This is a genomic window from Nocardioides lianchengensis (assembly GCF_900101465.1).
GTDB classification, from domain to species: Bacteria; Actinomycetota; Actinomycetes; order Propionibacteriales; family Nocardioidaceae; genus Nocardioides; species Nocardioides lianchengensis.
Genome location: NZ_FMZM01000005.1, coordinates 165,000 through 182,618 on the forward strand (window position 1 = coordinate 165,000; position 17,619 = coordinate 182,618).

The window sequence follows — 17,619 nt, forward strand, 5'->3', positions numbered from 1 at the left end:
GCTCCGCGAGTGCCCCACCCCGACCTCGACGTGCAGGTGCTGCGTCTCGACCCCGACCTCCCGCTGCCGTCGTACGCCCACCCCGGCGACGCCGGCGCCGACCTCCTCACGACCGTCGACGTGACGCTGGCGCCGGGGGAGCGGGCGCTGGTTCCGACCGGCGTGGCCCTCGCCCTCCCGGACGGGTACGTCGCCCTCGTGCACCCGCGGTCCGGCCTCGCGGCCCGGCACGGGCTGTCGATCGTGAACACCCCGGGCACCGTCGACGCCGGCTACCGGGGCGAGATCAAGGTGCTCCTGGTCAACCACGACCCGGCCGAGCCGATCGAGCTGCGGCGGGGCGACCGGATCGCCCAGCTCGTCGTCCAGCGGTTCGAACGGGCCCGGTTCGTCGAGGTCTCCGAACTCCCCGCGTCGGTCCGTGGCGACGGGGGCTACGGTTCTACCGGCGGGTTCGGCAGATCCTGAGCCGCCCGACCCACCCGTCGCAGGGCCCCGCACCGAGGAGCAGCTCGAAGTGAAGTTCCGTCGCAAGTCCGACACCACCCCGGCCGAGGCGTCGACCGACGCCGCCGACGTCCCGGCCCCGGTCGGGCCGTTCGACGCCGCCGACCTCCCCGAGGACGGGGTGGAGCGGGTCGACCTCGGGTCGCTGCTGGTCGCGCCCCAGGAGGGCCGCGAGCTGCGCCTGCAGGTCGACGAGGCCTCGGGCACGGTCCAGTCGGTGCTGCTCGCCGCCCCCGAGGGCGCCGTGGAGCTCCGGGCCTTCGCCGCGCCCCGCAACGGCGACCTGTGGTCCGAGGTGCGCCCCCAGCTGGCGGCCGACATGGCCCGCCGCGGCGGCACCGCCTCCGAGCGCGAGGGCGAGTTCGGCACCGAGCTGGTCTGCCAGCTGCAGGTACGCCGTCCCGACGGCAGCACCGCCACCCAGCCGTCCGTGATCGTCGGGGTGAACGGCGATCGGTGGCTGCTGCGCGCCACCGTGATGGGCCGCCCGGCCCTGGAGGAGTCGCTGCCGGAGGAGTGGATCGAGACCGTCCGCAGCGTCGCCGTGCAGCGCGGTGTCGGTGCGATGCCGGTCGGCGAGCCGCTGCCGGTCGTCCTGCCCGCCAACGCGCGCAAGGTCGACCAGCCCGCGGCCCAGCCGCCCACCCCGTGAGCCGGTGATGGCGGAGAAGAGCCGGCTGCGCCGCAGCATCAGCCGCTGGGCCAACAGCAGCGACCAGCACGCCCGCGACATGCGCGAGACCTACGCCGATGCCGGCCACGACACGATCGCGACCGCACCGGACCGCGAGCGGGTGCAGCTGCGCGGCACCCTGCGGACGGTCACCCTGCGCCCGCGCGGCGGCGTCCCCGCCCTCGAGGCGGAGCTGTTCGACGGCTCGGGCGTGATCACCCTGGTCTGGCTCGGCCGGCGGCGGATCGCCGGCATCGCGCCGGGCCGCTCGATCCAGGTGCAGGGCCGGATCGGCCAGCACGACGGGGTCCGGGTGCTCTACAACCCGCGCTACGAGCTGATGCCGTGACCGCCGAGCAGCAGCCGTCCTCGGCGGCGGCCAAGCCGACGGTCTCGGTCGACACCGTCGAGGCCCTGGTCCGGGCCCAGATGGCCAGCGCCCTCGGCGGCCGGCGCGGGATGCTCGAGGCCGGCGTCCCCGGCATCCTGTTCACGCTGCTCTGGCTCACCACGAAGGAGCTCCAGCTGGCGCTGGTGGTCAGCGTCGCGGCGGCTGCGGTCTGCCTCGTCCTACGGCTGGTGCAGCGGAGCACGGTCCAATACGTCCTGAACGCCTTCTTCGCGATCGCCATCGGCTGGGTCTTCGTCCGGATCGCCGCCAGCTCCGGCGGCTCGGCGTCCGACCAGGCGCTGGCCTTCTTCCTGCCCGGCATCCTGATCAGCCTCGGCTACACCGTCGTGATGACCGCGTCCTGCCTGGTCGGCTGGCCGTTCGTCGGGTTCATGCTCGGCAGCGTCACCGGCGACCCGACCGCCTGGCACGCCGACAAGCAGGTCGTCCGGCTGTGCACCCGGCTGACCTGGCTGTTCCTGCTGCCCGGCGCCGTCGGCGTCGCGATCCAGGGCCCGATCTGGCTGCTCGGCTGGAGCGACACCATCGACGTCGACCTGGCCGTGGCCCTGTTGGGCATCCTCCGGCTCGGCCTGGGCTGGGCGCTGCGGATCGGCTCCTGGGGCGCGATGATCTGGCTGCTCGCCCGCGACGCGACGCCGATCGAGGACCAGCCGCACCACGGGCTCACCGCGGACTAGGAAGGGCCGCGCCAGCGGCCCTCCTGACGGTGGTCGAGCCGGCGGCGCGCTCTCCCGAGGCGCTAGCCGGGGTGGCTCTCCGGAGCCAGCAGCCGCTCCAGCGCGTCCTCACCCTCGGCCGGTACGACGAACAGCAGCTCGTCCCCGGACTCGACCGGCTGCTCCGGGTCGGGCACGTAGACCTGGCCGTCGCGCAGGATGGTGACCAGGGCGCAGTTCTCCGGGAGCGGGATCAGCCCGGTCGGCTTCCCGACGTACGGCGAGTCCGCGGGGAGGGTCATCTCGACCAGGTTGGCCTTGCCCTGGCGGAACGTGAACAGCCGGACCAGGTCGCCGACCGTGACGGCCTCCTCGACCAGGGCCGACATGATCCGCGGGGTCGAGACGTTGACGTCGACGCCCCAGGCCTCGCTGAACAGCCACTCGTTGTTGGGGTGGTTGACCCGGCCGACCGTGCGGGGGACCCCGAACTCCGTCTTGGCCAGCAGGGAGGTCACCAGGTTGACCTTGTCGTCGCCGGTGGCGGCGATGACGACGTCGCACTTGTCGAGCCTGGCCTCCTCCAGCGAGGACAGCTCGCAGGAGTCGGCCAGCAGCCACTCGGCGTCGGGGACCCGCTCGGGCTTGATCGAGTCCGGGTTCTTGTCGACCAGCAGCACCTGGTGGCCGTTCTGGATCAGCTCACGGGCGATCGAGCGCCCGACGGCGCCGGCTCCGGCGATGGCTACGCGCATGTCAGGGCCTCAGCTTTCCTCGGGTCCGCGCTCGACGACGCGGTAGGCGTGGGCCGCGTTCTCCTCGCGCATCACCAGGTGGAGCAGGTCGCCCTCCTGGATCACGCTCTCGCGGGTCGGGAGCATGCCCTCGCCGAGCCGGTCGATCCACGCGATCCGGCTCCGGGTCTGCTCCTGGAACGCGACGGTGCGCTCGCCGACCCACGGCTCGGGGGCCGGGACCTGGTCGAGGCGGATGGTGCCGGACGGGTCGCGGAAGTCCGGCTCGGCACCGGCCGGCAGCAGCCGGCGCAGCACCTGGTCGGCGGTCCACTTCACGGTGGCGACCGTCGTGATGCCGAGGCGCTGGTAGACCTCGGCGCGGCCCGGGTCGTAGATCCGGGCCACGACCTGCTGGATGCCGAACGTCTCGCGGGCCACGCGGGCCGCGATGATGTTGGAGTTGTCGCCCGAGGAGACGGCCGCGAACGCGTCGGCGCGGCGGATGCCGGCCTTCTCGAGGACCTCCTGGTCGAATCCGATGCCGGTGACCTTGTCGCCGTTGAAGCCGGGTCCGAGGCGCCGGAAGGCGTCGGGCTCGCTGTCGATGATCGACACCGTGTGGTTGCGGTCCTCGAGGCTGCGGGCGAGCGTCGAACCGACGCGGCCACAGCCCATGATCACGACATGCACGCATGAACCGTATCCCTAAGGCGCCGCAATCACGCCGAGTCCCGTAGCGTTCCGCCTCGTGGGTGCTGGCGACGTCTCCAAGCGGATCCTGCTGGGGCGCAAGCTGCGCAGCTCCCAGCTGGGCGAGACGCTGCTCCCCAAGCGCATCGCGCTGCCGGTCTTCGCCAGCGACGCGCTCTCCTCGGTGGCCTACGCCCCCGACGAGGTCTTCATCATGCTCTCGCTCGCGGGCGTGTCGGCGTACTCCTTCTCCTGGAAGATCGGGCTCGCCGTCGCGCTGGTGATGGCGGTCGTGATCGCCTCCTACCGCCAGACCGTGCACGCCTACCCGAGCGGGGGCGGCGACTACGAGGTCGCGACGGTCAACCTCGGCAAGACGGCCGGCACCACGGTGGCCAGCGCGCTGCTGGTCGACTACGTGCTGACCGTCGCGGTGTCGATCTCCTCCGGCGCCCAGTACGCCGCCTCCGCGATCCCCGCGCTGCAGGGCCACGAGGCGACCGCCGCGTCGGTGGCGGTGGTGCTGCTGATGGCGATCAACCTGCGCGGCATCCGCGAGTCGGGCGGCTTCTTCGCCGTCCCGACGTACGCGTTCATGGTGGCGATCCTCGGCATGTGTGCCTACGGCTTCCTGCGGATGATGCTCGGCGACCTGCCCGAGGTGGAGAGCGCCGAGCTGCTCATCAAGCCGGAGCCGGGCCTCGAGGAGCCGCTCACGACGCTGGGCCTGCTGCTGCTGCTGGCCCGGGCGTTCTCGTCGGGGTGCGCGGCGCTGACCGGGGTCGAGGCGATCTCCAACGGCGTCCCCGCCTTCAAGCGACCGAAGAGCAAGAACGCCGCGACGACGCTGCTGCTGCTCGGGATGATCGCGATCACCATGATGGTCAGCGTCATCGTGCTGGCCCGCCAGATGGGGATCCGGTACGTCGACCCGCACGACCTCGACCGGCTGACGTACGGCGACGGCACGCCGGTCGGCGGCGACTACGAGCAGCACGCCGTGATCGCCCAGATCGCCCGAGCCGTCTTCAGCGACTTCTCGCCCGGCTTCTACCTCGTCGTCACGGTCACCGGCGTGATCCTGGTGCTGGCCGCCAACACGGCGTTCAACGGCTTCCCGGTGCTCGGGTCGATCCTCGCCCAGGACGGCTTCGCGCCGCGGGCGCTCGGGTCTCGGGGCGACCGGCTGGCCTACAGCAACGGCATCGTCTTCCTGGCCGCGATGGCCATCGCGCTGATCCTGGCCTTCGACGCCGAGACCACCAAGCTGATCCAGCTCTACATCGTCGGCGTCTTCGTGTCGTTCAACCTCAGCCAGCTCGGCATGATCCGGCACTGGACGAGGCACCTCGCGACTGAGAAGGACCCCGCCGTACGGCGCAAGATGGCCCGCTCGCGGGTGATCAACACGATCGGCCTGGCCATGACCGCGGTCGTGCTGGTCATCATCCTGATCACCAAGTTCCTCGCCGGGGCCTGGATCACCATCCTGGCGATGATCGGCTTCTTCCTGCTGATGCGGGGCATCCGCACCCACTACGACCAGGTCGCCGAGGAGCTCGCCGCCGACGAGGACGACAAGCTGATGCCCACCCGGGTGCACGCCATCGTCCTGGTCTCCAAGCTGCACAAGCCGACGCTGCGGGCCCTGGCCTTCGCCAAGGCCACCCGGCCCAACATCCTCGAGGGCATCTACGTCGCCGCCGACCCGGCAGCGACGAACCGGCTGCTGGACGAGTGGGACGAGCGGCGCATGGACGTGCCGCTGAAGGTGCTGCACTCGCCGTACCGGGAGCTGATCCGGCCGGTGGTCGAGTACGCCACCGAGATCCGCCGCGCCAACCCGCGCGGCGTGGTCGCGGTCTACATTCCCGAGTACGTCGTCGGCCGCTGGTGGGAGCAACTGCTCCACAACCAGACCGCCCTGCGGCTCAAGGGCCGCCTGCTGTTCACCCCCGGCGTCATGGTCATCTCGGTGCCCTACCAGCTGCGCTCGTCCCGGATCGCCCAGGAGCGGGAGCTGCGCGACGACTTCCGGGTCCGCCCCGGTGACCTGCGCCGCGGCCAGGTCGACAAGCGCGACGACGGCCAGGTCCCGCGGTGAGCCCGCGTCACCCCCGAGCCCGCCAGGCCCGCGGGCGCTCCCGCGTCGGCGAGCGCTTCGAGGCCGAGGTCGGCCCGGTCGCCCATGGCGGCCACTGCATCGTCCGCCTCCCCGAGCCCGAGAGCCGCGTGGTCTTCCTCCGGCACGCCGTCCCGGGCGAGCGGGTGGTCCTGGAGATCACCGAGGGCACCGACGGCGACCGCTTCTGGCGCGGCGACGCGGTCGAGGTCCTCGACGCGTCCGCCGACCGCGTCGAGGCCCCGTGCCCGTACGCCGGCCCCGGCCGTTGCGGGGGCTGCGACTTCCAGCACGTCGCGCTCGACCGGCAGCGCGCCCTGAAGGCCGACGTCGTCCGCGAGCAGCTCTCGCGGCTGGCGCGCCTGGAGCTCGACGTCGTGGTGGAGGCGGTCCCCGGCGACGACGCAGGCCTGCACTGGCGCACCCGCCAGCGCTACGCGACCCTCCCGGACGGTCGCCGGGCCATGCGCCAGCACCGCTCGCACCGGCTGGTGCCCGTCGACGAGTGCCTCCTCGAAGCGCCCGCGCCGTCCGACCACACCGCCCTCGGGCACGCCTTCGAGGTGGCCGAGGACGGCTTCTGGCAGGTCCACCCCGGAGCGCCGGACACCCTGGTCACCGCCGTCCTGGAGGCGCTCGAGCCGCGGCCGGGGGAGCGCTGCCTCGACCTGTACGCCGGGGTCGGGCTCTTCGCCCGCTTCCTCGCCGAGGCCGTCGGCCCTGAGGGACGGGTGGTGGCCGTCGAGGGCGACCCGCGGGCCTCGGCCCTCTCCACCCGCAACGTCCCGACCGCCGAGGTGCGGGCCGGCGACGTCGGCGAGGTGCTCGCCACGTCGTACGACGACCCCTTCGACCTGGTCGTCCTCGACCCGCCCCGCGAGGGAGCGAAGCGCGCCGTCGTGGAGCAGATCGTCGCGCGGTCCCCGAGGGCCGTCGCCTACGTCGCCTGCGACCCCGCCGCCCTGGCCCGCGACGTGGCCATCTTCGCCGAGCACGGCTACGTGGTGGCCGGGCTGCGCGCCTTCGACCTGTTCCCGATGACCCATCACGTGGAGTGCGTCGCCCGGCTCGTGCCGGCTTGAGTGTGAGTGCGCTCCAGGTCGTACGTTCGAGGGCATGACCGACTCATCCGGCAAGACCTGGTTCATCACCGGCGCGTCCCGCGGCTTCGGTCGCGAGTGGACCGTGGCCGCCCTCGACCGCGGTGACCGCGTCGCCGCCACCGCCCGCGACACCAGCACCCTCGACGACCTCGTGCAGCAGTACGGCGACGCGCTGCTCGTCCTCGAGCTCGACGTCACCGACCGGGCGGCCGACTTCGCCGCCGTCCAGCGGGCCCACGACCACTTCGGTCGCCTCGACGTGGTCGTCAACAACGCCGGCTACGGCCAGTTCGGCATGGTCGAGGAGCTCAGCGAGGAGGAGCTGCGCGCCCAGATCGAGACCAACGTCTTCGGCGCCATCTGGGTCACCCAGGCCGCGCTGCCGCTGCTGCGCGAGCAGGGCTCGGGCCACGTCCTGCAGGTGTCGTCGATCGGCGGCATCTCGGCGTTCCCCAACCTGTCCGCCTACCACGCGTCCAAGTGGGCCCTAGAGGGCTTCAGCCAGGCGCTGGCCGCCGAGGTGGGGGAGTTCGGCATCCACGTCACCCTCATCGAGCCGGGCGGCTTCTCGACCGACTGGAGCGGCCCCTCGGCGAAGCACGCCACCCCGCTGCCGGCGTACGACGCCGCGCGCGAGCGCCGGGCCGAGCAGCGACGTCAGCAATCGTCGGCCGGCGCCGGGCCGGGCGACCCCACCGCCTCCGCGAAGGCCGTGCTGGCCGTCGTCGACGCGGACGACCCGCCGCTGCGGGTGTTCTTCGGGGCCGCGCCGCTCGGGATCGCCAAGGCCGACTACGAGGGCCGGCTGGCCGGCTGGGAGCAGTGGCAGCACGTCGCGGAGCTCGCCCAGGGCTGAGCCCCGAGTACGACGCCCGGCACTCGCGCCATGACCCGTTCGGGCCATGCCGGGGGCCGGGGCCGCCTTCCTAGGTTGACGGCCATGACCTCCTCCCGGTTCACCTACGCCAACGTCGCCTCCACCCTCGCTCTGGTCCTGGTGCTCGGCGGTGGGGGCACCGCCGTCGCGGCCGGCGCCCTCGCCAAGAACTCCGTCGGCTCCAAGCAGATCCGGGCGGGTGCGGTGAAGAACCCCGACCTGGCCCGCAACGCCGTCACGGCCACCAAGGTCAAGAACGACTCCCTCACCGGCGCGGACGTGCAGGAGTCCACCCTCGCCGAGGTGCCGTCGGCCGCGTTCGCCACCACCGCGGGACGAGCCGGCAACGTGCACGGAGCCGTCGTGCGGTCCAACGGGGTGCTGGTCACGGGCCAGTCGCTGAACGCGGTCTCGTCGGCCAGGACCGGGACCGGTCTCTACCAGGTCGTCTTCGCCACCGACATCACCGACTGCGCGGCCGTCGCCTCGATGACCACGCCGGGAGTGGGGATCTTCAACTTCCCGGGCGAGGTCCTCACGACCGGGTTGGAGGCCAACGGCTCGGGTCTCTACGTGAAGACCTTCGACTCCGCCGGTGCCGCCGCGGACCGCAGCTTCGCGGTGGCCGTCGTCTGCTGAACCCTTTCGCTCCCTCCCGAGCAGGACAACCCCGGACCGACCGCCGGGGTTGTCCGCATTTCTGCTCGACGTCGTGTATCTTGACGTCAAGAGATATGCCCGTCGCTCGGGCCGGACCAAGTTAGGTCAGCCTTCCTTTTTCCGTGACGACCGGCGACGGCAAGATGGCGGGAGAGACCCGCAGACGTGCAGATCCGAATGAGGAGATGAAGGCCTTGGCCAGCAAGGACAGCTTCGGTGCGAAGAGCACCCTGGACGTCGACGGGACGTCCTACGAGATCTTCCGCCTCGACGCGGTCACGGGGGAGGGCCTGGACGTCGCGGGCCTCCCGTTCAGCCTGAAGGTGCTGCTGGAGAACCTCCTGCGCACCGAGGACGGCGCCGACATCACCGCCGACGACATCAAGGCGCTGGCCGGCTGGGACGAGACGGCCGAGCCCGACAAGGAGATCCAGTTCACGCCGGCGCGTGTGATCATGCAGGACTTCACCGGCGTCCCCTGCGTCGTCGACCTCGCCACCATGCGCGAGGCGATGGCCGACCTCGGCGGCGACCCGTCCAAGATCAACCCGCTCGCGCCGGCCGAGATGGTCATCGACCACTCCGTCATCGCCGACGTGTTCGGCTCGCCCGAGGCCTTCGGCCGCAACGTCGAGATCGAGTACGAGCGCAACCGCGAGCGCTACCAGTTCCTGCGGTGGGGCCAGGGCGCCTTCGACGACTTCAAGGTGGTCCCGCCGGGCACCGGCATCGTCCACCAGGTCAACATCGAGCACCTGGCCCGCACGGTCTTCACCCGCGAGGTCGAGGGCACGCTGCAGGCCTACCCCGACACCTGCGTCGGCACCGACTCCCACACCACGATGGTCAACGGCATCGGCGTGGTCGGCTGGGGCGTCGGCGGCATCGAGGCCGAGGCCGCGATGCTCGGCCAGCCCGTCTCCATGCTGATCCCGCGCGTGGTCGGCTTCAAGCTGTCGGGCGACCTGCCCGAGGGCTCGACCGCCACCGACCTGGTGCTCACGATCACCGAGATGCTGCGCAAGCACGGCGTCGTCGGCAAGTTCGTCGAGTTCTACGGCCCGGGCGTCTCCGCGCTGCCGCTGGCCAACCGCGCCACGATCGGCAACATGAGCCCCGAGTTCGGCTCGACCATCGCGGTCTTCCCGATCGACGAGGAGACCACCAAGTACCTCGAGCTCACCGGCCGCTCGCCCGAGCAGCTCGCGCTCGTCGAGGCCTACGCCAAGGCCCAGGGCCTGTGGCACGACCCCCAGGCCGAGCCGCGCTTCAGCGAGAAGCTCGAGCTCGACCTCGCGACCGTCGTCCCGTCCATCGCCGGCCCCAAGCGCCCGCAGGACCGGATCCAGGTCACCGACGCGAAGCAGTCCTTCCGCGCCTCGCTGAAGGACTACGTCGCCGGCGAGGAGGAGGACGGGTACGACGAGTCCGTCGCCGAGACCTTCCCCGCGTCCGACCCGGCCACCAGCAACGGCCACGGCACCTCCGCGCCGCCGAGCAACCACCTCTCCGCGGCGGCGAAGGACGGCGGCCGGCCGAGCAGCCCCGTCGACGTCACCCTGGAGGACGGCACGAAGTTCACCCTCGACCACGGGGCGGTGACGATCGCGGCGATCACGTCGTGCACCAACACCTCCAACCCGTCGGTGATGATCGGCGCGGGCCTGCTGGCCAAGAAGGCGGTCGAGAAGGGCCTGCAGCGCAAGCCGTGGGTCAAGACGACGCTGGCCCCCGGCTCCAAGGTCGTGTCCGACTACTACGAGAAGTCCGGCCTCACGCCGTACCTCGACAAGCTCGGCTTCAACCTGGTCGGCTACGGCTGCACCACCTGCATCGGCAACTCCGGCCCGCTCATCCCCGAGGTCTCCGCCGCGGTCAACGAGAAGGACCTGTCGGTCGTCTCGGTGCTCTCCGGCAACCGCAACTTCGAGGGCCGGATCAACCCCGACATCAAGATGAACTACCTGGCGTCGCCGCCGCTGGTCGTCGCCTACGCGCTGGCCGGCTCGATGGACGTCGACCTGTTCACCGACCCGCTGGGCCAGGACCAGGACGGCAACGACGTCTTCCTGAAGGACGTGTGGCCGTCGCCGTCCGAGGTCGAGGAGACGATCGCGCAGGCGATCAACTCGGAGATGTTCGGCGACAGCTACCAGGACGTCTTCGCCGGCGACGAGCAGTGGCAGTCGCTGCCGACCCCCGAGGGCAAGACCTTCGCCTGGGACCCGGAGTCGACGTACGTCCGGAAGCCTCCCTACTTCGACGGGATGCCCGACACCCCCGAGCCGGTCTCCGACATCGCGGGGGCGCGGGTGCTGCTGAAGCTGGGCGACTCGGTCACCACCGACCACATCAGCCCGGCCGGCGCGATCAAGAAGGACTCCCCGGCGGGCCGCTACCTGGCCGAGCACGGTGTCGAGAACCGCGACTTCAACTCCTACGGCTCGCGCCGCGGCAACCACGAGGTCATGATCCGCGGCACCTTCGCCAACATCCGGCTGCGCAACCAGCTGGCGGCGGGCACCGAGGGCGGCGTCACGCGTGACTTCACCAACGGCGGCGAGGTCACCTCGGTCTTCGAGGCCTCGGAGAACTACATCGCCGCGGGCATCCCGCTGGTCGTGCTGTCCGGCAAGGAGTACGGCTCCGGCTCGTCGCGCGACTGGGCGGCCAAGGGCACCTCGCTGCTGGGCGTCAAGGCGGTCATCGCCGAGTCGTACGAGCGGATCCACCGCTCCAACCTCATCGGCATGGGCGTGATCCCGCTGCAGTACCCCGCGGGCGAGAGCGCCGAGTCGCTGGGTCTGACCGGCGAGGAGGAGTTCTCCATCACCGGCATCACCGAGCTCAACGAGGGCCGCACGCCGAAGACCGTCAAGGTCAAGGCCGGCGACGTCGAGTTCGACGCCGTGGTCCGGATCGACACCCCCGGCGAGGCGAACTACTACCGCAACGGCGGCATCATGCAGTACGTCCTGCGGAACCTGCGGAAGGCCTGAGCGCCTCCGCTGATCCACCTCTGACCTGTGCCACCCTTGCTCCCTGTGAAGCGGAGCAGGGTGGCACAGGTCATTTGCGGGGTCGTTCTCCTGGGCGGCGCGCTCGCCGGGTGTGGGGACGACGCGTCGTCGACGGCCGAGGAGCCCTCGGCCACGGTGACGGTCACGGAGACGCCGAGCCCGTCACCCACCCCGGAGCCCACGCCGTCCGAGGAGCCGAGCGAGACGCCGTCGGAGGAGCCCTCGGAGGAGCCGCCGGCGCCCACCGAGGTGCCGCAGTCGTACGACGACGCGGTGGAGCGCTTCGACGCGCTCGGCCAGGAGCCCGCGTCGTACCGCCGGTTCCAGACCGACACCGACATCTACTGCGTGCTCGACGACAAGGAGCTGTTCCCCGGCTGCGAGCTCGGCGAGCGCGACGGCGCCGAGGACCCGGAGGTCTGCGGCGAGGCGCTGACCACCAAGGTGGGCCGCCTGGAGTTCCAGGACGGCCGGGTGCAGCCGGTGTGCAACACCGACACCATCCGCGGCGACATGCCCGACGTGCTCAACCCGGGCGAGGCTGCCCGCGCCGGCGACGTCCAGTGCCTCAACGACCTCGGCGGCATCCTCTGCATCAGCCTCTCCTCGGAGGCGGGCTTCTTCGCCCGCCCGAAGGAGTACGTCGTCTTCTGACCCCTCCGTCCGGGGCCCTCGTCGCGTGTGAGGGGTGAACCCACTCCTGGAGGACGACGATGAGCACCCTGCACGACCGGTTGGCCGACCTGGCCGACACCGCGCCTGAGGGCGGCCCCGAGCCCGAGCTGTGGGATCGGGGACGGCGCTACGGGCGCCGGCGGCGGGTGGAGGCGGCCGCGGCCTGGTGCCTCGTCGTCGTGGCTGTGGCGGCAGGTGCGTTGATGCTAGGTCCGCGCCACCCCGCGGGGCCGGATCCGGTGGACCTGGGCCGCACCGAGCGCAATCTGCCGCGGACGGTGCACGCCCCGAGCGGATGGGCGCCAGGCTCGGACGAGGTAGGACCTCCCGGTCCGCTGGCGGCGATCGCCGTCGGGATGCGCAAGTGGCGGGACGGACTGACGGGGATGCGAACGGCCCCGTCGGTGTTCGGGGTGTCCGCGGTGGACGGGAGTGCGCGCTGGATCGACCTGCCCTTCCTGACCACACCGGAGGCCCGCCTGGGCTTGGGGCCGGGAAGTCTCACCCTGTCCCCGGACGGCACGAGGATCGGCTACACCCGCTTCGTGGCCGGGTCCGACGGCGAAGTCGCGGTGGCGGGGTGGGCGGTCTACGACAACACCACGGGCCGGGCGAGGAAGCTTGAGGATCCGGAGATGCCGGCTCCTCAGCAGCCGGAAGGTCTCGACCTCGGTTTCACCGGGGACTCACGCTTCCTGGTGACGAGCTACTCGAAGGAGCTCCCGGTCACGAACCGCACGGACGCACTGGTCGTCTGGGACATCGAGACGGGAGAGCCCCTGGAGGCGGAGGCACCCGGCAAGTACTGGCTGCCGAACATGGGCGCCGGACCGCACGGCGTGGTGTGGTCCCGCAGCACGACGACCTTCACGCTCGATCCCGTCTCGCGCACGACGTCGCGGGTCGTGGTGCCCCAGGAGGTGGTTCAGGCGTCGTTCGCCCCGCATGGTCGCGGGTTCGCCTACATCGGCCATCGCAAGGTGGCCGCGGATGTGGCGACCGACTGGTTCCTCTACGCGGGGCACACCCCGGCAGCGGCATCGGGACGGCAGATCGAGATCGACATCGAGCCCGGTCGGATCCTCGGATGGCGGGACTCGCGGCGCGTCGTGGTCGACGACTTCCAAGGAGCGGTCAGGATCGTGGACGTCGTCACGGGTGAGTCCGTCGAGGAGCGACTGTCGACCGGTCCCGACCAGGGGATGGCCCCGGTCTACGCTGCGGACCTCTGGTCCGCGCCGCTCGTGGACGGGGTCGAGCCTCCGGTGGTCCCCGGCCCGCGCCACGACCTGCTGGTGTGGCTGGTCGTGGTACTGGGCGTCGGATCCGGCGCCCTCCTCCTGTGGAGGCGTCGTGTTCGCCCCTGACCGCAGCGGGTTCGAGGAGTACGTCGCTGCCCGCCGCGGGGCGCTGCTGCGGACGGCGTACCTCCTGACGGGCCAGCACGCCGACGCCGAGGACCTGGTCCAGGTGGCGCTGGTCAAGGCGGTGCCGAAGTGGCGGCGGATCGCCGACGACCCGGAGCCCTACGTGCGCCGGATCCTGGTCCACGAGAACGTCAGCCGATGGCGGGGACGGCGGTGGCGCGAGCACTCCGCCGACGTGCTGCCCGACCGGCCGGTCGCCGGACCCGACCTCGACGACCGCGAGGTGCTCCGGGCCGCGCTGCTGCGGCTGGCCCCGCGGCAGCGAGCGGTGCTCGTGCTGCGCTACTACGAGGACCTCACCGAGCGGCAGACGGCCGAGGTGCTCGGCATCGGGGTGGGCACGGTCAAGTCGCAGGCCCGCGACGCCCTGGCCCGGTTGCGGACGCTGGTGCCGGACGCCGCCGACGCGCTGGCTACCGTGGAGCCATGATCGTGGCCTTCAGCATCAGCCCCACCACCGCCGACGAGACCGGCGGCGTCACCGAGGCCGTCGCTGCGGCCGTGCGCGTCGTCCGCGAGTCCGGGCTGCCCCACGAGACCAACGCGATGTTCACCAACATCGAGGGGGAGTGGGACGAGGTGATGGCGGTGGTGAAGCGCGCCGTCGACGTGGTCGCGGCCGTCTCCCCGCGGGTCGGCCTGGTGCTCAAGGCCGACATCCGGCCCGGCTGGGACGGCCAGCTGACGGCCAAGGTCGAGCGCATCGAGCGGGCGCTCGAGGCCTGATGTCGCACGACGGGCCCCCGCCGCCCCCGCCGTACCAGCCGTTCCCGACCGCGCCGCCGCCGCCGGCGCCGCCGGGGGAGGTGTTCCTCCAGTCGCTGGGCGAGACGCCGCCGCCCCGGCGTACCGGCCGGCTGATCGTGGCGCTGGTCGCCGCCGTCGCGCTGGTCGTCGGCGCGGTCGCACTGCCGGTGGCGCTGCTCGCCGACGACCCGGAGCGTGGGCCGGTCAACCTGGACGAGGTCGTGGTGGCCGAGGACCTGCGGACCGATCACGTCACGGGCGACCAGTCGTATCCGACGACGCCGCCGATGGGCGGACCGCACGACGAGGTCTGGCTCGACTGCGGGGTGTACGACGTCCCGGTCCGCGACGAGAACGTCGTCCACGACCTCGAGCACGGCACGGTGTGGATCACCTACCGACCGGGGCTGTCCGACGACGACGTGGCGGCCCTGACCGAGGTGCTGCCACAGAACGGCATCCTGTCGCCGTACGACGACCTGCCCGCGCCCGTGGTCGTCACGGTGTGGGGCCGCCAGCTGCACCTCGACGGCGCCGACGACGACCGGCTCGCGCTCTTCCTGGAGGAGTACGGCGGCGGTGTCACCGCACCGGAGCAGGGCGTGACCTGCGCCGGCGGCACGCCGAACCCGACCGGCGGGACGGGCTCCTCGGTCTAGCGGCTCGCCGGGACCGGCACCACGCGGGGACGGCGCCGACTGCTCAGGCGGGAGACGGCCTCCAGAGCGAGCACCAGCACGACGAGCGTCGACACCCCGACGCCGACCACCGCCGGCGAGGGCAGCTGGTGGGCCGCCAGCGCGCAGATGGCGCTGATCCCGACGGCGTGGGCCGAGACGGACTCCAGGTCGAAGCCGGGGCGCGCTGCCCGCATGAGGGCATCGGACGCGAGGTGGAGCAGGGCGCTGTAGGCGACGGCGCTCAGGGTGGTCGACCATCCTCCGAGTGGCAACGCCCAGCCCAACAGGGCGGAGGACGCGATGAGGATCCAGGTCCGGAGCTCGCCGTCCTTGATCACGACGTCCTTGATCACGGAGGTGCTCCTCGCAGGCGGTGCCGGGTGTTCGCGGACGACGATAGACGCCCGGGGCCGGGGATGTCCGCGGTTTCACACCGCGTCGAGCTCGGCCTGCAGCTGCGTCTCGGAGCCGCCGAAGCCGACGCCCTGGTAGATCCGCAGGGCGTGGTAGTCGGGGTCGGCGACGATCACCAGCGTCGAGACCCCGAGGGTGTCGAGCGCGTGCCGGCCGGCGTGGTGGACCAGGGTGCCGGCCAGGCCGCGACCGCGGTTCTCGGGATGGGTCTCGACGTTCTGGAAGCGGGCCAGGTCGGGGCCGGCGCGGAAGATGCCGAGGCCGGACAGCATCCGGCCCCGGTCGAAGGCCCCGAACCACGCGCCGCTGCCGGTCGTCGCGAGCCGGCGCTCGGCCTCGGCCTGCCGGGTCGCGAACGTCTCGAACGCCGGCCCGGCGCTGTCGGTGTTGCAGGCGATGGCCAGGTCGACGCGCTGCGCCCAGTCGTCGTCGGTCGTCAACGGGCGCAGCTCGACGGCGTGGTTGGGGTGGCGCGGCGGGTGCACGTCGTCGGCGGTGAGCACCGTCGACTCGCTGGTCCGGTAGCCCCGGTCGGCGAAGACCTTCAGGGCCGCCCGGCCGCCTGCGGGGTCGTCGACGCCGAAGGTGCGGTGCCGGACGTCGGGGAGCGCCTCGGCGAAGACCTCCAGCCAGCGGTCGAGCTGGCGCGGCTTCGGCGAGGTCCGCAGCAGCAGGAAGTTGCCCCACCGGAAGCCCGGGTTGTCCGGGGTGCGGACGACGACGTACGTGCCGTGGTGCTCGACGACGCTGCCCGAGCCCTCGAGCAGCGCCAGGTCGGTGCGCCACGCGCGGGACAGGACCTCCATGGGACCGCACTATCTAGCATCGCGGTATGCACACGGAGACGAAGCGATTTCGCACCGGTAACCGGGACGCCGTCCTCGACATCACGCGCGACTGCGCGTCGTGGGTGGCGGGGCGGGGGGACGGGCTCCTGCACGTCTTCGTCCCGCACGCCACGGCCGGGATCGCCGTCCTGGAGACCGGGGCGGGGAGCGACGACGACCTGCTCGCGGCGCTCGCCGACCTGCTGCCGGCCGACGACCGGTGGCGGCACCGGCACGGCACGCCCGGCCACGGCCGGTCGCACGTGATGCCGGCGCTGATCCCGCCGTACGCGACTGTTCCGGTGATCGAGGGCGAGCTGGCCCTCGGCACCTGGCAGAGCATCTGCCTGGTCGACCTCAACGTCGACAACCACGACCGCGACGTGCGGCTGAGCTTCCTGGTGTCGGCGTGAACGGCGAGCGGAGCGGCATGGAGATCCGGCCCGAAGCGGCCGACGACCGGGCCGAGGTGGAACGGATCGTCGCCGAGGCGTTCGGTGACGACGGTGCGCACGTCGCGGAGCTGGTGCGGGCGCTCGACGCGGCGGGTCGGACCCGGGCCAGCCTGGTCGCCGAGGCCGACGGGGTCGTGGTCGGGCACGTGCAGCTGAGCCAGTCGTGGGTCGACGCCCGGGAGGCACTGGTCGAGGTGCTGGTGCTCAGCCCGCTGGCCGTGGAGCCGCCGTACCAGGGGCGGGGGATCGGGGCCGACCTGCTGGAGGCCGCCGTGTCGGCCGCGCGCGGGACCGGCGTACCGGCCGTGTTCCTGGAGGGCTCGCCCGACTACTACGGCCCCCGGGGTTGGGTCCGGGCCAGCGGCCTCGGCTTCGTGCGGCCCTCGACCCGGATCCCCGACCCGGCGTTCCAGGTGATCACGTTCGAGGCCTGGGAGCCGTGGATGGTCGGGCAGCTCGTCCCCTGCGACCCGTTCTGGGCGCTCGACGCGGTCGGCCTCCGCGATCCGCTCCTCGCCGATCTCGAACAGACGTTCGACTCGTGAGCTAGGGTGGGGGCATGTCCGTCGCTCCTCCCGGCTGGCCCGCCGGGGTCCGCCCTCCCGATGCTCCCGACTGGGAGCGGACGGCCGTCGACTGGCTGCTCGACCAGTGCCCGCCGGAGTACCGCTCGTACGCCGTGCTGCGCCGCCATGCCCTCGTGCTCGCCCGGTTCGGCGTGCTCCACGTCGAGGCCTGCCAGGCCACCACGCGGCGGGCGCTGAGCGAGGCCCGGGCCGAGCTCCGCGACGTCGTCCCGCCGGACGTGGTGGACGCGGCGATCCAGGCCTGGCTCACCGAGGAGGCGCGGCTCGCCGGCGTACGACGGGCCGTCGGTCTGGTCGAGCAGGCGCTGCGCGGGCGGCGGTTCGCGGCCCGGATGTGACGACGTCCT

21 protein-coding genes are annotated in these 17,619 nt (G+C 72.2%); 17 read left to right on the plus strand and 4 right to left on the minus strand.

What is annotated here, in order from left to right; all coding sequences use genetic code 11:
• Positions 1-9: 9 nt before the first annotated feature.
• From dut to BLT76_RS10570, 4 genes are read left to right on the plus strand one after another with little or no spacing between them, the layout of a single operon-like run.
• Positions 10-468, plus strand: a complete 459-nt coding sequence (gene dut, locus BLT76_RS10555) for a dUTP diphosphatase (protein WP_090854970.1) — start codon at positions 10-12, stop codon at positions 466-468.
• 49 nt (positions 469-517) lie between these two features.
• A complete protein-coding gene (locus BLT76_RS10560) occupies positions 518-1,159 on the plus strand; it encodes a DUF3710 domain-containing protein (RefSeq protein WP_090854973.1) in 642 nt (213 codons plus the stop codon).
• A gap of 7 nt (positions 1,160-1,166) precedes the next feature.
• Positions 1,167-1,529 (plus strand): OB-fold nucleic acid binding domain-containing protein, encoded by a 363-nt coding sequence (locus BLT76_RS10565; RefSeq protein WP_090854976.1) that lies wholly within the window; start codon positions 1,167-1,169, stop codon positions 1,527-1,529.
• The gene (locus tag BLT76_RS10570; RefSeq protein ID WP_244509357.1) at positions 1,526-2,272 is read left to right on the plus strand and encodes a DUF3159 domain-containing protein; all 747 of its coding nucleotides are present in this window, start codon (positions 1,526-1,528) and stop codon (positions 2,270-2,272) included. The genes BLT76_RS10565 and BLT76_RS10570 overlap by 4 nt, the downstream gene beginning before the upstream one ends.
• 62 nt (positions 2,273-2,334) lie before the next feature.
• Here the strand turns inward: BLT76_RS10570 and BLT76_RS10575 are convergent, their stop codons facing one another.
• Both BLT76_RS10575 and BLT76_RS10580 read right to left on the minus strand, forming a co-directional pair.
• The gene (locus BLT76_RS10575) at positions 2,335-3,006 is read right to left on the minus strand and encodes a potassium channel family protein (protein WP_090854979.1); all 672 of its coding nucleotides are present in this window, start codon (positions 3,004-3,006) and stop codon (positions 2,335-2,337) included.
• A gap of 9 nt (positions 3,007-3,015) precedes the next feature.
• On the minus strand, positions 3,016-3,663 hold the full coding sequence (locus tag BLT76_RS10580) for a potassium channel family protein (protein WP_218856499.1): 648 nt from the start codon (positions 3,661-3,663) through the stop codon (positions 3,016-3,018).
• Positions 3,664-3,736: 73 nt separating this feature from the next.
• Between BLT76_RS10580 and BLT76_RS10585 the strand changes: the two genes are divergently transcribed.
• From BLT76_RS10585 to BLT76_RS10630, 10 genes are all read left to right on the plus strand, one after another.
• Positions 3,737-5,782 (plus strand): APC family permease, encoded by a 2,046-nt coding sequence (locus BLT76_RS10585; RefSeq protein ID WP_090854987.1) that lies wholly within the window; start codon positions 3,737-3,739, stop codon positions 5,780-5,782.
• On the plus strand, positions 5,779-6,882 hold the full coding sequence (locus tag BLT76_RS10590; RefSeq protein WP_090854990.1) for a class I SAM-dependent RNA methyltransferase: 1,104 nt from the start codon (positions 5,779-5,781) through the stop codon (positions 6,880-6,882). The genes BLT76_RS10585 and BLT76_RS10590 overlap by 4 nt, the downstream gene beginning before the upstream one ends.
• A 34-nt stretch (positions 6,883-6,916) precedes the next feature.
• Positions 6,917-7,759, plus strand: a complete 843-nt coding sequence (locus tag BLT76_RS10595; protein ID WP_090854994.1) for an SDR family oxidoreductase — start codon at positions 6,917-6,919, stop codon at positions 7,757-7,759.
• Positions 7,760-7,843: 84 nt separating this feature from the next.
• Positions 7,844-8,419 carry a hypothetical protein gene (locus BLT76_RS10600; RefSeq protein WP_090854997.1) on the plus strand — a complete coding sequence of 192 codons (576 nt, stop codon included), beginning with the start codon at positions 7,844-7,846 and terminating at the stop codon, positions 8,417-8,419.
• A 206-nt stretch (positions 8,420-8,625) separates the two neighbouring features.
• Complete coding sequence (locus BLT76_RS10605) at positions 8,626-11,439, plus strand: aconitate hydratase (protein WP_090855000.1); 2,814 nt, start codon at positions 8,626-8,628, stop codon at positions 11,437-11,439.
• Positions 11,440-11,499: 60 nt separating this feature from the next.
• Positions 11,500-12,114, plus strand: coding sequence for a hypothetical protein (locus BLT76_RS10610; protein ID WP_139175482.1), 615 nt, complete (start codon positions 11,500-11,502; stop codon positions 12,112-12,114).
• A 59-nt stretch (positions 12,115-12,173) separates the two neighbouring features.
• Positions 12,174-13,502 (plus strand): hypothetical protein, encoded by a 1,329-nt coding sequence (locus tag BLT76_RS26345; RefSeq protein WP_090855007.1) that lies wholly within the window; start codon positions 12,174-12,176, stop codon positions 13,500-13,502.
• Complete coding sequence (locus tag BLT76_RS26350; protein ID WP_090855010.1) at positions 13,489-13,992, plus strand: SigE family RNA polymerase sigma factor; 504 nt, start codon at positions 13,489-13,491, stop codon at positions 13,990-13,992. Before BLT76_RS26345 ends, BLT76_RS26350 begins: the two co-directional genes overlap by 14 nt.
• Complete coding sequence (locus BLT76_RS10625) at positions 13,989-14,288, plus strand: thiamine-binding protein (RefSeq protein WP_090855013.1); 300 nt, start codon at positions 13,989-13,991, stop codon at positions 14,286-14,288. Before BLT76_RS26350 ends, BLT76_RS10625 begins: the two co-directional genes overlap by 4 nt.
• Positions 14,288-14,968, plus strand: coding sequence for a thioredoxin-like domain-containing protein (locus tag BLT76_RS10630; RefSeq protein WP_090855016.1), 681 nt, complete (start codon positions 14,288-14,290; stop codon positions 14,966-14,968). The genes BLT76_RS10625 and BLT76_RS10630 overlap by 1 nt, the downstream gene beginning before the upstream one ends.
• Here the strand turns inward: BLT76_RS10630 and BLT76_RS10635 are convergent.
• Together BLT76_RS10635 and BLT76_RS10640 are read right to left on the minus strand one after the other, a co-directional pair.
• A complete protein-coding gene (locus BLT76_RS10635; protein ID WP_090855019.1) occupies positions 14,965-15,342 on the minus strand; it encodes a hypothetical protein in 378 nt (125 codons plus the stop codon). The genes BLT76_RS10630 and BLT76_RS10635 overlap by 4 nt on opposite strands.
• 75 nt (positions 15,343-15,417) lie before the next feature.
• On the minus strand, positions 15,418-16,209 hold the full coding sequence (locus tag BLT76_RS10640; protein ID WP_090855022.1) for a GNAT family N-acetyltransferase: 792 nt from the start codon (positions 16,207-16,209) through the stop codon (positions 15,418-15,420).
• 26 nt (positions 16,210-16,235) lie between these two features.
• On the opposite strand from BLT76_RS10640, the gene BLT76_RS10645 reads away from it, so the two are divergent.
• From BLT76_RS10645 to BLT76_RS10655, 3 genes are read left to right on the plus strand one after another with little or no spacing between them, the layout of a single operon-like run.
• The gene (locus BLT76_RS10645) at positions 16,236-16,643 is read left to right on the plus strand and encodes a secondary thiamine-phosphate synthase enzyme YjbQ (protein ID WP_090855024.1); all 408 of its coding nucleotides are present in this window, start codon (positions 16,236-16,238) and stop codon (positions 16,641-16,643) included.
• Between the two features lie 17 nt (positions 16,644-16,660).
• Entirely contained in the window at positions 16,661-17,230 is a 570-nt protein-coding gene (locus tag BLT76_RS10650) for a GNAT family N-acetyltransferase (RefSeq protein ID WP_090855631.1), read from the plus strand.
• 14 nt (positions 17,231-17,244) lie between these two features.
• On the plus strand, positions 17,245-17,610 hold the full coding sequence (locus BLT76_RS10655; protein WP_090855027.1) for a hypothetical protein: 366 nt from the start codon (positions 17,245-17,247) through the stop codon (positions 17,608-17,610).
• Positions 17,611-17,619 lie beyond the last annotated feature (9 nt).

Excerpts from the sequence above, each read along its gene's own strand:
- BLT76_RS10565 (WP_090854976.1), top strand. The coding sequence starts at position 1,167 with ATGGCGGAGAAGAGCCGGCTGCGCCGCAGCATCAGCCGCTGGGCCAAC.
- BLT76_RS10575 (WP_090854979.1), bottom strand. The coding sequence starts at position 3,006 with ATGCGCGTAGCCATCGCCGGAGCCGGCGCCGTCGGGCGCTCGATCGCC.
- BLT76_RS10580 (WP_218856499.1), bottom strand. The coding sequence starts at position 3,663 with ATGGGCTGTGGCCGCGTCGGTTCGACGCTCGCCCGCAGCCTCGAGGAC.
- BLT76_RS10595 (WP_090854994.1), top strand. The coding sequence starts at position 6,917 with ATGACCGACTCATCCGGCAAGACCTGGTTCATCACCGGCGCGTCCCGC.
- BLT76_RS10600 (WP_090854997.1), top strand. The coding sequence starts at position 7,844 with ATGACCTCCTCCCGGTTCACCTACGCCAACGTCGCCTCCACCCTCGCT.
- BLT76_RS10605 (WP_090855000.1), top strand. The coding sequence starts at position 8,626 with ATGAAGGCCTTGGCCAGCAAGGACAGCTTCGGTGCGAAGAGCACCCTG.
- BLT76_RS26345 (WP_090855007.1), top strand. The coding sequence starts at position 12,174 with ATGAGCACCCTGCACGACCGGTTGGCCGACCTGGCCGACACCGCGCCT.
- BLT76_RS10625 (WP_090855013.1), top strand. The coding sequence starts at position 13,989 with ATGATCGTGGCCTTCAGCATCAGCCCCACCACCGCCGACGAGACCGGC.
- BLT76_RS10630 (WP_090855016.1), top strand. The coding sequence starts at position 14,288 with ATGTCGCACGACGGGCCCCCGCCGCCCCCGCCGTACCAGCCGTTCCCG.
- BLT76_RS10640 (WP_090855022.1), bottom strand. The coding sequence starts at position 16,209 with ATGGAGGTCCTGTCCCGCGCGTGGCGCACCGACCTGGCGCTGCTCGAG.
- BLT76_RS10645 (WP_090855024.1), top strand. The coding sequence starts at position 16,236 with ATGCACACGGAGACGAAGCGATTTCGCACCGGTAACCGGGACGCCGTC.
- BLT76_RS10650 (WP_090855631.1), top strand. The coding sequence starts at position 16,661 with ATGGAGATCCGGCCCGAAGCGGCCGACGACCGGGCCGAGGTGGAACGG.
- BLT76_RS10655 (WP_090855027.1), top strand. The coding sequence starts at position 17,245 with ATGTCCGTCGCTCCTCCCGGCTGGCCCGCCGGGGTCCGCCCTCCCGAT.